Source organism: Pseudomonas sp. KH_017, assembly GCF_057840285.1.
In genome coordinates this window covers 5,712,231-5,724,709 of the sequence record NZ_CM174509.1, presented here as the reverse complement: position 1 = coordinate 5,724,709, position 12,479 = coordinate 5,712,231, and the positions used below count along the sequence as shown (strand labels likewise).

Sequence of the window (12,479 nt, the reverse complement as noted above, 5' to 3'; positions counted from 1 at the left end):
TTTTTGCATTTTTACCAGGGCTTTCCTCGCCGGGATCGAGGACCGTCCAGTCGCCAGCGCGCGGTGATACTCTGCTACTGGTCCAGACCTTGTGCAGAGTTGCCCTATGGATCGCCTGTCTACGTTGTTGTCACAGTTCGGCGTGCGCGCGAACCTGTTTTACAGCGGCATGCTTTGCGGCGTGGCGTCCTACGATGGCGCCGACCAGCGCGGTCATATTCACCTGTTGCAGGCCGGCTCTGTCACCTTGAAAGGCCCCGGAAGGAGTGAGTTGTTGCTCACTCGCCCCAGCCTGATTTTCTTGCCGCGGCCCAGCCGACATCAGCTGATCGCCAGTGAATCTGAAGGTGCTCAGCTGTTATGTGCGTCGATGCTGTTCGATGGTGGCGCCAGTAATCCGATATCTGCTTCGCTCCCCGATCTTCTGGTTTTGTCCCTGGATGAGCTGCCGTTGCTGGCCGACACCCTGAGATGGCTGTTCGATGAAGCTGGCGCCGGGCATTGTGGCCGGGAGGCGGTGCTTGATCGTTTGTTCGAACTGTTGATCATCCTGCTGTTCCGGCATTTGCTCGACCACCAGCAGTTGAGCACTGGAATGATGGCCGGGTTGGCCGACGTGCGGCTGTCGCGCTCCTTGATTCAGATGCACAACCAACCTCAGCGGGCCTGGTCAGTGGCCGAGCTGGCGAATGAGTCGAACATGTCCCGCGCCGCTTATGCGGTGCATTTTCGCGCGGTCCTGGGACAAACACCGCTGGATTATCTTCTGAGCTGGCGCATCAGTCTGGCGCAGAAGCGCTTGCGGGAGGGGCGGCCGATTACGCTGATCGCCGATGAGGTGGGCTATGAAAGTCCGTCGGCCCTTGCCCGTGCGTTTCGCCGCAAGACCGGCTGCAGCCCACGGGACTGGATGAAATCCTTGGCCTTTGAGGGCCGCGTACTTGCCGGTGATGGCGATGACCTGAATGCATCGAGCTGATTCAGGTCAACGGCGGGTGAAGTTGTCAGCTCAAGGGGTTTCCAGTCGGGTCAGCGAATGGCCCGCCACGAACAGGGAGGCGGCAAGCAAGCCGATGTCCTTGAGCAGGAACTGGCCTGGCGCGACCGTAATGGCCGGGAAACCAAGGCCGGGCTCAATCACGCCGGGTGTCGAGAACATAAAACTCAAGGTGGTGAAAAATAACCCGGCCGACAAGGCACCTCCGATCAAGGAAAGCTTTGGCGACAGCAGGCGGCCTGCAATCAGTACGCCGATGGAAATCTCCAGGACACCGAGCAAACTGGAAAACAGGTCGACGCTGAAAAGGTCATAGACCCAACCCAGGAAAGGGCTGTTGCTCACCAGTGGCACCAGCCCCTCTGCTTCATAGTGGGTAAATTTCATTCCACCAAACCAGAAGTAGATAACGGCGAGGGCGAAGTAAATGCCGTAGGTCCCGATCGCCATGGTGGTGAGTCCGAGGGATGTTTTTTTCGACAGGCTGTCAGTGCTGATGTTCATGCTGTTCATTGTTCAGGCTTCCAGTGAGTTATCCAGAAAGTGGCATGGGTGAAAGCAACATCCCCCGCGTAGGCGTAGGCGTAGGCGTAGGGAGTGGAGTGATTGTTGGCTTTGGCATGACTTTCCGGGGTTCTGGCGGTATTGCGTTCGATGCAGATCGTCCAGACTCACTGGCAATAAAAAGCCCATGGCATTTGAGGCCATGGGCTTTTTCATTTTTGCTGTCTCGTCCTGAATAAGGTTTACACCTTCTGGTTTCTTGTCAGGAACTCGTTGGTCGACACTACGCTGGCATACGCAAACGCCAGGGCCGCCATGAACGCCGCATGAACCTGCGCCGCCGGAACCGTCACGCCATTGAACTCCAGGTCACGGGTGGCGCAGGCGTCGTGGATCACGGTGACCGTAAAGCCAAAATCCGCCGCCGCCCGCGTGATGCCGTCGACGCACATGTGGCTCATGCTGCCCACGACCACCAGTTCCTTGATGCCTTGTTCGTCGAGAATCGATTTCAGCTCGGTTTCGCGGAACGAGTTGACGAAGTGCTTGAGCACCACCGGTTCGTCGGCGCGGTTGAGCACTTTCGGGTGCAGCTTGGCGCCTTCGGAGTTCGGGGTGAAAAACGGTGCCTCTTCGGAGGTGAATTCGTGGCGGATGTGCACCACCGAATCCCCTGCGTCGCGGAAGGCCTTGATCAGGCGGACGGCGTTGTCGGCGGCGGCGTCGGCACCGACCAGCGGCCACTTGCCTTGGGGGAAGTAGTCATTCTGGATATCGACTACGATGAGCGCTTGCTTGGCCATGACTGTTTCCTCGAAGTGTGTGTTGGTGTGGAATGAAGTATTGGCTCTGGCAGGCGATCCGAGGATTGGCCGCACCGACAATAGAAGGGGGAAAACTGACAATGGACGCAGAAAGGGCAATCGCCGAACTGGGTGTGCTGATCTATCCCGGTGCGCAGATGGCGGCGGTGCATGGCTTGACGGATTTGTTCGGGGTGGCGAACCGGATTGCCGCCGAACATCAGTCTGCGCAGTTGCCGCTGTTGCGGGTCAGCCATTGGCAGGTCGAAGGCGATCAGCCGCCGGTTCGGGTCTTCGACAGCCATCCTGGCCCGGAGCGCGCCCTGGTGGCCGTGTTGATTCCGCCATCGATCGGCGGTTTTTCCGAGGGCCAGGCGTCACAGGGATTGATCCGCTGGTTGCGTGAGCAGCATGCCAGCGGCGCGACACTGGGCGGGGTTTGCGTGGGTTCTATCCTGTTGGCCGAAAGTGGTCTGCTCGACGGTCGCAGCGCCACCACCCATTGGACCTCGGCCAAAGCCTTCGCCGAACGTTATCCGGCGATCCGGCTCAAGGCCGATACGCCGATTGTCGATGACGGCGACCTGATTACTACCGCCGGGCTGATGGCCTGGTCGGAACTGGGTCTGCGCCTGGTCAACCGGCTACTGGGTCCGAGCATCGCCACTAACACCGCACGTTTTCTTGTGGTGGAACACAGCGACAGCGCCAGTGAGTGCGGCAGCAACTTTGCGCCGATCCTCAGTCATGGCGATGCGGCGATCCTCAAGGTGCAGCACTGGCTGCAAAGCACCGGGGCGACCGATGTGTCGTTGGCGGCGATGGCCGAAAAGGCAGGGCTGGAAGAACGCACCTTCCTGCGACGCTTCCGTGCGGCCACCGGGCTCAAACCCACCGAATACTGCCAGCATCTGCGAGTCGGCAAGGCCCGGGAAATGCTTGAGTTCACCAACGGCACCATCGATCACATCGCCTGGACCGTGGGGTATCAGGATCCCGGGGCGTTTCGTGCAACGTTCAGGAAAATCACCGGGTTGGCGCCGAGTGATTATCGGACGCGGTTCGGGGTGAGCCCTGGATCGGTTGCACGGTAGTCGCATCACCTCGATTCCCTGTGGGAGCGAGCTTGCTCGCGATGAGGGCATGACATTCAACATTGATGTGTCTGGAACACCGCTATCGCGAGCAAGCTCGCTCCCACAGGGTCGATTGTGTGGGCAGGAGTCGTGCAAAATGCCGGAATCCCGAAGGGCGTCGTGCAGAATAAAACAGGCCCCATGCCATCACCATCTGTGCAACGGGCTGATTTAAAACCCCTTTTCCCTCAACGGGCCTTGGCCTGATCTCTGCACCCCTTCAGCTACATTCATCAAGCGTCGATTGAAGGGGGATGCATGACCCCAGCAAACCGCAGGAAACTGGTGGTCGCCCATTCAGTGCTCGCCGACGCGCCAGTGCACGAAGTTGAAACCAACCGTGCACTGGCCCGCTGGCTGGCGCAGATTTTGGGGCTCAAGTACGGCGGCAGCTACGACCCGCAGTTGCATGGCGGGCGAGACCTCTACCTGTTGCCGACCCAGACCCTGGTGGGCGCTGCGGCTGCCCGGCAATTGGGGGTCAAGGGGCCGGAGGATTTGTGGGGCGGTTATGTCGACCACGACTTCATCTGCACCAAAGCCATCAGTCACGGATTGCTCAACCGCCACGCCCATGCGCCGCCAGGCTGGGCGCCGTTGTTTTCCGAGCGGGTGCGCGGCGTGGTGCTCGACGGTCTCAGCGTGTTCTCCCTGAAGGATGCGCGCCCGGCGGCGGAACATCTGTTGTACACCGGGCCGATCCGCCTGAAACCGATTCATGCCTGTGCCGGACGTGGTCAGGAAGTGATCAAGAGCCTCGACGAGTTCGATGAACTGCTTGCCCAGCCCGAGGCTGAGGCGATGTTCACCGAAGGCGTGGTGCTCGAACAGGACCTGGACCAGGTGATCACCCACAGCGTCGGTCAGAGTTTTATCGGCGGCAAGGTACTCAGTTACTGCGGTGATCAATATTTGACCGAGGACGTTCAGGGTGAACAGGTGTATGGCGGATCCAACCTACTGGTGGTGCCAGGCGGCTATGACGAATTGTTGAAACTGGATCTGCCGGAAGACGTGCGCCTGGCGATCCACCAGGCACAGGTGTTCGACAGCGCGGCGGATGAAGCCTACCCAGGTTTCTTTGCCTCGCGGCGCAACTACGACATCGCCCAGGGCGTCGGCAGCGACGGCCGGCCACGCAGCGGTGTGCTCGAACAGTCCTGGCGCATGGGCGGAGCCAGCAGCGCCGAGGTGGCGGCCTTGCAGAGTTTCGTCAACGATCCGGGGATGTGCGCGATTCGTGTGTCTTCGGTGGAAACCTACATCGATCAGCCGCTGCCGGCGGACGCCATCGAGGTGTACCGCGGGCCGGCGCAGTCCAGTGACTTTCTCCTCAAGTACGTGACGGTTAAATCCTATGACGGCTAGAAGCGAATCCATTCAGATCGACATCGACGACGAACAGATGAGCGGGACTTTTCTGAGCCCCAAATCGAAAGTCCCCGGCGTGCTCTTCGTGCACGGTTGGGGCGGCAGCCAGGAGCGGGACCTGGAACGCGCCAAGGGCATCGCCGGGTTGGGTTGTGTGTGCCTGACCTTCGACCTGCGCGGGCACACCGGTGGCACTGGCATCCCATTGACCCGGGTAACCCGGGAAGACAATTTGCGCGACTTGCTGGCGGCCTATGACCGCTTGCTCGCGCACCCGGCCCTCGATACCTCGGCGATTGCCGTGGTTGGCACTAGCTACGGGGGCTATCTGGCCTCGATCCTGACCTCGCTCAGGCCAGTGCGCTGGCTGGCACTGCGGGTGCCGGCGCTGTATCGCGACGAGCAATGGCACGCGCCGAAACGCGACCTGGACAAGCTGGATCTGCGTGATTACCGAAGCACCCTGGTGCGTGCCGACAGCAATCGTGCCTTGCATGCCTGCTCGCAATTCACCGGGGATGTCCTGCTGGTGCAGTCGGAGACCGACGACTACGTGCCCCATTCGACGATCATGAGTTACCGCGCGGCGTGCCAGCAGACTCACTCGCTGACCCATCGAATCATCGATGGTGCCGACCACGCGCTGAGCGACCCGGTTTCGCAGCAGGCCTACACCTCGATCCTTGTCGGCTGGATTACCGAGATGGTGGTGGGGGAACGGTTGAGCATTATTCAATCCCAGTGATTTGCGCTGTGCTTGCGGACGCCTTCGCGGGTAAGTCGGATCGCCGCACCGCCGCTCCCACATGGATCGAGGGTGTACATAGAGTCTGCATCCACCAACAGACCCTGTGGGAGCGGGCTTGCTCGCGAAGGCGTCTTCACAGCCAGCACAAAATCACTTGGGTTTTTTCTCTATCCGCAACGCCTTGGCCTTGGCCTCCACCAGCAAATACATCACCAGGGCAATCAACAACGGCAGGATGAAATAAATCGCCCGATAGGCCAGCAGTCCCGCCACCAGGCTGCCCCGCGAAGCCTCGTGTTGCAGCAGCGCCACAAACACGGCTTCCAGTACCCCGAGCCCGGCCGGGATGTGAGTGATGACCCCGGCGATGGCACTGATCAACAGCACGCCCAATACCAGTGGATAATCCAGTTTGCTCGGCAGCAAGGTGAAAATCACCGCCGCCATCAGCGACCAATTCAGGGCACCGAGCGCCAGTTGCAGCACCGCCATGCGCAGCGACGGCAAGTCAATCTCGACGCCGCGAATCACCCACTCCCGACGTTTGGCAAACCGGCACGCCGCCAGGTATCCGGCGCTCAGCAGCAACAACAAAACCCCCACGCCCTGCAGCGCGCTACTGTTGAGTTTCCAGCCCGGCGGCATGCGCACCAGCCCGCTGCTGAAAACGGCGCCGGCAATCACCATGTACCCAAACCAGTTGGTCGCCAGGCTCAGGCCGAGGATTTTCGCGATATTGCTCTTGCTGACCCCGAGCCGCGAATACAACCGGTAACGCATGGCGATACCGCCGACCCAGGCGCTCAGATTCAGGTTGAAGGCGTAGCTGATGATCCCTACAGGCAGGATCTGCTTCCAGGTCAGGTTCTGGCGGATGTAGGTGCGGCCGATCAGGTCGAAGCAGGCGTACACCAGAAAACTCACCAGGGTCAGCCCCGACGCAATGATCAGTGTGCGCACCTTGAAATCGGTCAGGTTATCGAACACTTCGCTCCATTCGAGGCGCTGGGCGAGCATCGTGAACAGCACGATCAGCATCAGGAAAAACAGCATCGTCAGCGGTCGTTTCCAGCGGCTCCAGTGCGACTTGCCGGGGCTTTTGGCGTGAGTTGCCGTGTCGGGCTCAGCGCGGTTCATGGTCAGCGCTCCCGGTCGGAGGGGGGAAGGGTTTCAGGCGAGGTTTATGCGCCGGCAACCAACCGGCCCACGCCGGGAAATGCCGCAGGAAGTGAAACACCAGAAAACCGATGGTCATGTGCCAGACACGTCCGCGTGGCGCGATGTCGGGAGACATGACCTTGCAATGGTTGTCGCTGAGGTCTTCCAGGCGATCGAACAGATGACGATTGAAGCCTCGGTCACGGATCAGCACGTTGGCTTCCAGATTCATCGACAGGCTCAACGGGTCGAGGTTGCTCGAGCCAACGGTGCTCCAGTCTTCATCCACCAGCGCGACCTTGCCGTGCAGCGGGCGGTCGCAATATTCGTAGATCTTCACCCCGGACTTGAGCAAGTAATCGTAGGTCATGCGCGCCGCGAGCCTGGCCACTCGCATGTCTGGCTGGCCCTGCAGGATCAACCGCACATCCACGCCTCGGCGGGCCGCGTTGCGGATCTCGCGCAGCAAACGGAAACCGGGAAAGAAGTAGGCGTTGGCGATCACCACCCGGCGCTGCGCCTGGCGCAATACCTGGCGGTAAACCTCCTCGATGTCGGTCTGGTGTTCCCCGTTGTCGCGGTACACCAGCCGCACCTGGCCATCGTGATCGCTGAAGGCCAGTTCCGAACGCCGCTGTCGACGGCGGCGCCACCAGTATTTGGCGTGCGCCGGGCGACCGCATTGCAGCAGGGCAAAGTGATGGATATCGGCAACGGCCGGACCCTGAACTTCTACGGAATAATCCTGTTTGGCCTCGGGGCCGAAGTCGGCCAGATGATCGGCGGAAAAGTTGATCCCGCCGACGAACGCCACGGTGCCATCCACTACCACAATCTTGCGGTGCAGGCGCCGGAACCAGTTGGTGCGGATGCCCAGGCGTTTCGGAGCCGGGTCGAATATTTGCAGGTGCACGCCGGCGGCGGTCAGGGCGGTGAGGAACCCGGTACTCAGTTCGCCGCAGCCAAAGCCGTCGAGGCTGACGGTGGTGCGCACGCCGCGTTGAGCGGCTTCGATCAGGATCTGTTGCAGCTCGTTTCCGACCTTGTCCTCGAACAGAATGAAGGTTTCCAGCAGGATTTCACTTTGCGCCCGGCGCAGGGCTTCAAACACCCGGGGAAAGTACGCCTCGCCGTTTTCCAGCAACTCGACCCGATTGCTGCCTTGCCAGCCGTATTCGACATCGACCGCAGTCGGCTCGCGGGAGGGCGGAGCGGGGATGTGTTCCAGCGTGGTTTTTTCCATCGAGTGGCTGCTCATAGCTCGATCTCCACCGACAGCGGGACGTGGTCGGAAAGGTGTGACCAGGGCCGGGAGGTCAGCACTTGCGGATGGCTGGCCTTGAGGTTGCGTACGTAGATGCGGTCCAGGCGCAAAGCCGGCAAGCGCGCGGGGAAACTGCGCGCCGGTTTGCCATGGTGCGCGGCGAAGACTTCGCGCAAACCGCAGGGCTTGAGCAATGCATCGGCGCGCTGGCGCCAATCGTTGAAGTCCCCGGCGACAATCACCGGGGCATCGCCCGGCAGGGCGTCCAGGCGTTGGGCGAGCAACTTCAGTTGCGCTGTGCGGTGGGTTTCGCGCAGCCCCAGGTGCACGCAAATCGCATGCACTTCCTGGCCATCACCGGGCATGCGCAACACGCAATGCAGAATTCCGCGGTTCTCGTGGCCGCTGATGGACACGTCGAGGTTGTCGTGGCGGATGATCTGGAACTTCGACAACAGCGCATTGCCGTGATCGCCCGCCGGATACACCGCATTGCGGCCATAGGCGAACTGCGGCCACAGGCTGTCGGCGAGGAATTCGTATTGCGGCATCGCCGGCCAGTTGGTGTAGCGCCTGGGATGCTGCTCGTGGGTACCGTGGACTTCCTGCAAAAACACCACATCGGCAGACACACTGCGCACCGCTTCACGCAGTTCCGGCAGGATGAAGCGCCGGTTGAGCGCGGTGAAACCTTTATGGGTGTTGACCGTCAGCACCGTGAAACGACAAGTGACGGACGAACCCTGTACCCGCATTTCGGTTGCGTTTGAGTGTGCGGGAATATCGGTGTGATTCGCTGTCATGTCGTCTCCCGCCTGACGGCTCCTGTCTTTGGATGACCCTGGGGCGGCGGCGAAAGTTTCGATGGGGCGGCGGACGGTACCTTTCTACAGAACACCGCCGCTCCCACAGTGGGTATCAGTGGCCTGTGATAATGCGGGCAGAACCCTCAGCGTGTTCGGCATAGACCGGGCCGAGGCGATCAAGACGCCCACTCCAGGCGGTCAGTGCCAGCGCCACCAACACCACCAGACCACCGATCCACGCGGTGTGAATCAAGCCCATGTGGGCGACGATCAGGCCACCGCCCCACGCGCCACCGGCAATGCCGAGGTTGAACGCCGCGATGTTCAGGCCGGACGCCACGTCCACGGCCTGCGGGGTGTGATTCTCGGCCTGGCGCACCACATACACCTGCAGCCCCGGCACATTGCCGAACGCCACCGCACCCCAGACCAGCACGGTGGCCAGCGCCAGCCAAGGATTACCGGCGGTGAAAGTCAGCACGAACAACACAACGGCGAGCAGGGCAAAGATGATTTTCAGGGCGCTGATCGGGCCGCGCTTGTCCGCCAGTTTGCCGCCCCAGATGTTGCCGACGGCCACGGAGATGCCGTAGACCAGCAACACCAGGCTAACGGTGCCGGCGCTGAAGCCGGAGAGGTCCTGAAGAATCGGTGCGAGGAAGGTAAAGGCAATGAACGAGCCTCCGTAGCCGACGGCCGTCATGGCATACACCAGCAACAGGCGCGGTTGCTTGAGCACCTGCAGTTGCTGCAACAACGAGGCGGGTTTGCTGTGGGCGATATTTTTCGGCACGTAGAGCAGGCTGCCGATGAAGGCGATCACGCCCAGTGCGGAAACGGCGAGGAAGGTTTCACGCCAGCCGAAATGCTGGCCGATGAATGTCCCCAGCGGCACGCCGGTGACCAACGCCACGGTCAGGCCGGTGAACATGATGGCAATCGCGCTGGCGGCTTTTTCCTTCGGCACTAGACTGGTGGCGATGGTCGAGCCGATCGAGAAAAACACCCCGTGGGCCAGGCCGGTGACGATCCGTGCGAGGATCAACGACTCGTAGCTCGGTGCTTGCCACGCCAGCAGATTGCCGAGGGTGAACAGCACCATCAGTGACAACAGCAGCAATTTGCGCGGAACCTTGCCGGTGAGGGCGGTCAGCACCGGGGCACCCACGGCAACGCCAAGGGCATACAGGCTGACCAGCAGGCCGGCGGATGGCAGACTGACGCCGAGGTCGGTGCCAATGGTGGGTAACAGGCCAACGATGACGAACTCGGTCGTCCCGATGGCAAAGGCGCTGAGGGTCAGCGCGAGCAAGGCAATGGGCATGGCTGCAACTCCGGTGCAATGATGTGATGGAGCGCAGTGTCGGGATTTGTCTCGTTCAGAAAAATACAGGGATGGACATTTGATATTTGCCTTGAGCGCAAAGATCGCGAGCGCGGGTGTTAGTCTGTGGCGAGGGGCAATATCCGAACTTGCCCGGCATTTCTCGATCAGTTCCATACAGACACAACCAAAGGAGCGGGTGCTTTGATCAGGCTCAAGACCGCGATACTGCTGGGAGCGTTGCTGTTTGTGGGCAGCGAGCAACTGGAAGCCGCCGCGATACCGGGGCTGCCGGCCACCGCGAATGCTGCGACGCCGCTGGCCCACCCCGAACCGCTGGTGCAAGGCGGATTATTGGGGGCCATCAGTTCGAGCATCGACGAGGTCCAGACCAAACTCGATCTCAACGAAAACCTCGTCGACGTCTGGCGCCTGCGTGCCGACCGTGCGGCCGATGAAGTGGATCAGTTGGTCAATCAGCCATCGGCCCGCTCGCCCTGGAGCGTCGCCGGCGATTTCCTGCTGCTGACCTGTGTGTGGTCGGTGGTGTTTGCCTGCCTTTGGCTGCTCGGGCGGATGGCCGCCAGGCGCCTGTGCGAGCATCGTCTGCTGCTCAGTCGTGAACGAGGCCAGGCGTTGCTCGGTTACGTGCTGCCCTACACCCTTGCGGCGGTGATCAGTCTGCCGTTGACGATTTATGCCAGCCAGTTTTTGCCGATATCGGCGGGACGGGCGCTGGCGCTGTGTCTGGCATATGCCGCCAGCGCGGGGATCTTTGCCGCGTCATTGGTGCTGTCGCTGGTGGTGGTGTTCAATACCGGGCACAAGCGGCGGGCGGTGCAGATCATCCGTGAGAAGAGTCCCCGACCGTTGTTCGTTATCGGCTTTCTGGTGGCCTTGAGCGACGCCCTGACCAGCCCGCAGATCGCCCATCAACTGGGCAACAATCTCACCAGCAGCATCGCCGTGTTCACCGGGTTGGCAGCGTCGATGTCCTTCGGCTTGCTGGTGATCCGCATGCGCCGCCCGGTCGCCCAGGTGATCCGCATCCTGCCGCTGGCCCAGCGCCTCAGGCAGCCGGCGCTGCGTGAAACCCTGCGGATATTTTCCGGGCTCTGGTATTGGCCGATTCTGTTGATGGTACTGGTTTCGATCATCAACCTGATCGGCGCCGGGGCGGACAACCAGAGAGTGCTGCGCAGCGCCTTGTTCACCACGGTGTTGCTGATTGCCACGGTGTTTCTCAGCACCACGCTGCACCATTTGTTCAAGGCCCGCAGCGAAGCGGACCTGCGCCGCAGCAGCGCCTACAAGGAACGCTTTCTCAATTTGTCCCACGCCTTGCTGCGTATCGGCATGGCCATCGTGTTCATCGATATCCTCGGGCGGATCTGGGGCGTGTCGCTGTTCGAATTCGCAGTGACCAATGCCGTGGGCCGGGCGATCAGTGATTCCCTGGGCCACATCGGTTTGATCCTGCTGGTGACCTGGATGGTCTGGGTGGTGCTCGACACGGCGATTCAGGAAGCCCTGAAACCGCCGACCAACAAGCGCTCGGCGCGCCAGCCGAGTACGCGGGTGAAAACCATCCTGCCGCTGCTGCGCAACGCGATCAAAATCATCCTGGTGGTGATTTGTGCGATCACCACCATGGCCAATCTGGGGATCAACGTCGCGCCGTTCCTGGCCGGTGCCGGGGTCATCGGCCTGGCGATCGGTTTCGGCTCCCAGCAACTGGTGCAGGACGTGATCACCGGGCTGTTCATCATCATCGAAGACACCCTGTCCATCGGTGACTGGGTGGTGCTCGATTCCGGGCATGCCGGCACGGTCGAAGGCCTGACCATCCGCACCTTGCGCCTGCGCGACGGCAAGGGCTTCGTGCACTCGGTGCCGTTCGGGCAGATCAAGGCCGTGACCAACCAATCGCGGCAATTCGCCTATGCGTTTTTCTCGGTGCAATTCACCTACGACACCGATGTCGACAAGGCCATCGAACTGATCCGCGAGGCCGGGCATTCCATCAGCAACGACCCGTTCCTGCGTTACAACCTGCAAGGACCGCTGGATGTGTTTGGCGTCGACAAGATGGATCTCAACGGTGTGGTGCTGACCGCGCAATTCCGCACGGTGTCCGGTGGTCAATACGCGGTGAGCCGGGCTTTCAACCAGCGTTTGAAAAAGCTTGTGGATAACTGCCCGTGGGTGAACTTCGCGCAGACTTATCCACAGCAGGCGCTGGTGCCGAGGCATCCGGTCGAAGCGCCAGCCGAGACAGGGCATGAGCCGGACCATTCGGCGGTGCTGATGCCGGATCGGCCGCGGTCTCAGTAAGTCTGAGAGATTTTTGGTGGCTGTAATGGCCCCA

11 protein-coding genes are annotated in these 12,479 nt (G+C 61.2%); 5 read left to right on the top strand and 6 right to left on the bottom strand.

Going from position 1 to position 12,479, the window contains the following annotated elements; genetic code table 11:
* Window positions 1–106: 106 nt before the first annotated feature.
* Window positions 107–979 (top strand): helix-turn-helix transcriptional regulator, encoded by an 873-nt coding sequence (locus AC3IT6_RS26080; RefSeq protein ID WP_489353577.1) that lies wholly within the window; start codon window positions 107–109, stop codon window positions 977–979.
* Between the two features lie 30 nt (window positions 980–1,009).
* Here AC3IT6_RS26080 and AC3IT6_RS26075 read toward each other — a convergent pair whose 3' ends face one another.
* Complete coding sequence (locus AC3IT6_RS26075) at window positions 1,010–1,510, bottom strand: YkgB family protein (protein WP_218431042.1); 501 nt, start codon at window positions 1,508–1,510, stop codon at window positions 1,010–1,012.
* 233 nt (window positions 1,511–1,743) lie between these two features.
* Window positions 1,744–2,304 carry a cysteine hydrolase family protein gene (locus tag AC3IT6_RS26070; RefSeq protein WP_489353576.1) on the bottom strand — a complete coding sequence of 187 codons (561 nt, stop codon included), beginning with the start codon at window positions 2,302–2,304 and terminating at the stop codon, window positions 1,744–1,746.
* A gap of 101 nt (window positions 2,305–2,405) precedes the next feature.
* On the opposite strand from AC3IT6_RS26070, the gene AC3IT6_RS26065 reads away from it, so the two are divergent.
* The 3 genes from AC3IT6_RS26065 to AC3IT6_RS26055 all read left to right on the top strand — a co-directional run bounded on the left by AC3IT6_RS26065 (window position 2,406) and on the right by AC3IT6_RS26055 (window position 5,556).
* Window positions 2,406–3,398, top strand: a complete 993-nt coding sequence (locus AC3IT6_RS26065) for a GlxA family transcriptional regulator (RefSeq protein WP_489353575.1) — start codon at window positions 2,406–2,408, stop codon at window positions 3,396–3,398.
* A gap of 300 nt (window positions 3,399–3,698) precedes the next feature.
* Window positions 3,699–4,808, top strand: a complete 1,110-nt coding sequence (locus AC3IT6_RS26060; protein ID WP_489353574.1) for a DUF3182 family protein — start codon at window positions 3,699–3,701, stop codon at window positions 4,806–4,808.
* Entirely contained in the window at window positions 4,798–5,556 is a 759-nt protein-coding gene (locus AC3IT6_RS26055) for an alpha/beta hydrolase family protein (protein WP_223444989.1), read from the top strand. The genes AC3IT6_RS26060 and AC3IT6_RS26055 overlap by 11 nt, the downstream gene beginning before the upstream one ends.
* Before the next feature lie 153 nt (window positions 5,557–5,709).
* Here the strand turns inward: AC3IT6_RS26055 and AC3IT6_RS26050 are convergent, their stop codons facing one another.
* The 4 genes from AC3IT6_RS26050 to AC3IT6_RS26035 all read right to left on the bottom strand — a co-directional run bounded on the left by AC3IT6_RS26050 (window position 5,710) and on the right by AC3IT6_RS26035 (window position 10,111).
* Complete coding sequence (locus AC3IT6_RS26050; RefSeq protein WP_223444986.1) at window positions 5,710–6,696, bottom strand: lysylphosphatidylglycerol synthase domain-containing protein; 987 nt, start codon at window positions 6,694–6,696, stop codon at window positions 5,710–5,712.
* The gene (gene clsB / locus AC3IT6_RS26045) at window positions 6,683–7,975 is read right to left on the bottom strand and encodes a cardiolipin synthase ClsB (RefSeq protein WP_223444978.1); all 1,293 of its coding nucleotides are present in this window, start codon (window positions 7,973–7,975) and stop codon (window positions 6,683–6,685) included. Before clsB ends, AC3IT6_RS26050 begins: the two co-directional genes overlap by 14 nt.
* Window positions 7,972–8,736 (bottom strand): endonuclease/exonuclease/phosphatase family protein, encoded by a 765-nt coding sequence (locus AC3IT6_RS26040; RefSeq protein WP_223445022.1) that lies wholly within the window; start codon window positions 8,734–8,736, stop codon window positions 7,972–7,974. The genes clsB and AC3IT6_RS26040 overlap by 4 nt, the downstream gene beginning before the upstream one ends.
* A gap of 163 nt (window positions 8,737–8,899) precedes the next feature.
* Complete coding sequence (locus AC3IT6_RS26035; protein WP_489353573.1) at window positions 8,900–10,111, bottom strand: MFS transporter; 1,212 nt, start codon at window positions 10,109–10,111, stop codon at window positions 8,900–8,902.
* 204 nt (window positions 10,112–10,315) lie between these two features.
* On the opposite strand from AC3IT6_RS26035, the gene AC3IT6_RS26030 reads away from it, so the two are divergent.
* Window positions 10,316–12,445, top strand: coding sequence for a mechanosensitive ion channel family protein (locus tag AC3IT6_RS26030; RefSeq protein ID WP_489353572.1), 2,130 nt, complete (start codon window positions 10,316–10,318; stop codon window positions 12,443–12,445).
* Window positions 12,446–12,479: the final 34 nt, after the last annotated feature.

What these genes read in the sequence shown, in the direction of transcription:
- AC3IT6_RS26080 (WP_489353577.1), top strand. Translation starts at nt 107, where the DNA reads ATGGATCGCCTGTCTACGTTGTTGTCACAGTTCGGCGTGCGCGCGAAC.
- AC3IT6_RS26075 (WP_218431042.1), bottom strand. Translation starts at nt 1,510, where the DNA reads ATGAACAGCATGAACATCAGCACTGACAGCCTGTCGAAAAAAACATCC.
- AC3IT6_RS26070 (WP_489353576.1), bottom strand. Translation starts at nt 2,304, where the DNA reads ATGGCCAAGCAAGCGCTCATCGTAGTCGATATCCAGAATGACTACTTC.
- AC3IT6_RS26065 (WP_489353575.1), top strand. Translation starts at nt 2,406, where the DNA reads ATGGACGCAGAAAGGGCAATCGCCGAACTGGGTGTGCTGATCTATCCC.
- AC3IT6_RS26060 (WP_489353574.1), top strand. Translation starts at nt 3,699, where the DNA reads ATGACCCCAGCAAACCGCAGGAAACTGGTGGTCGCCCATTCAGTGCTC.
- AC3IT6_RS26055 (WP_223444989.1), top strand. Translation starts at nt 4,798, where the DNA reads ATGACGGCTAGAAGCGAATCCATTCAGATCGACATCGACGACGAACAG.
- AC3IT6_RS26050 (WP_223444986.1), bottom strand. Translation starts at nt 6,696, where the DNA reads ATGAACCGCGCTGAGCCCGACACGGCAACTCACGCCAAAAGCCCCGGC.
- clsB (WP_223444978.1), bottom strand. Translation starts at nt 7,975, where the DNA reads ATGAGCAGCCACTCGATGGAAAAAACCACGCTGGAACACATCCCCGCT.
- AC3IT6_RS26040 (WP_223445022.1), bottom strand. Translation starts at nt 8,736, where the DNA reads ATGCGGGTACAGGGTTCGTCCGTCACTTGTCGTTTCACGGTGCTGACG.
- AC3IT6_RS26035 (WP_489353573.1), bottom strand. Translation starts at nt 10,111, where the DNA reads ATGCCCATTGCCTTGCTCGCGCTGACCCTCAGCGCCTTTGCCATCGGG.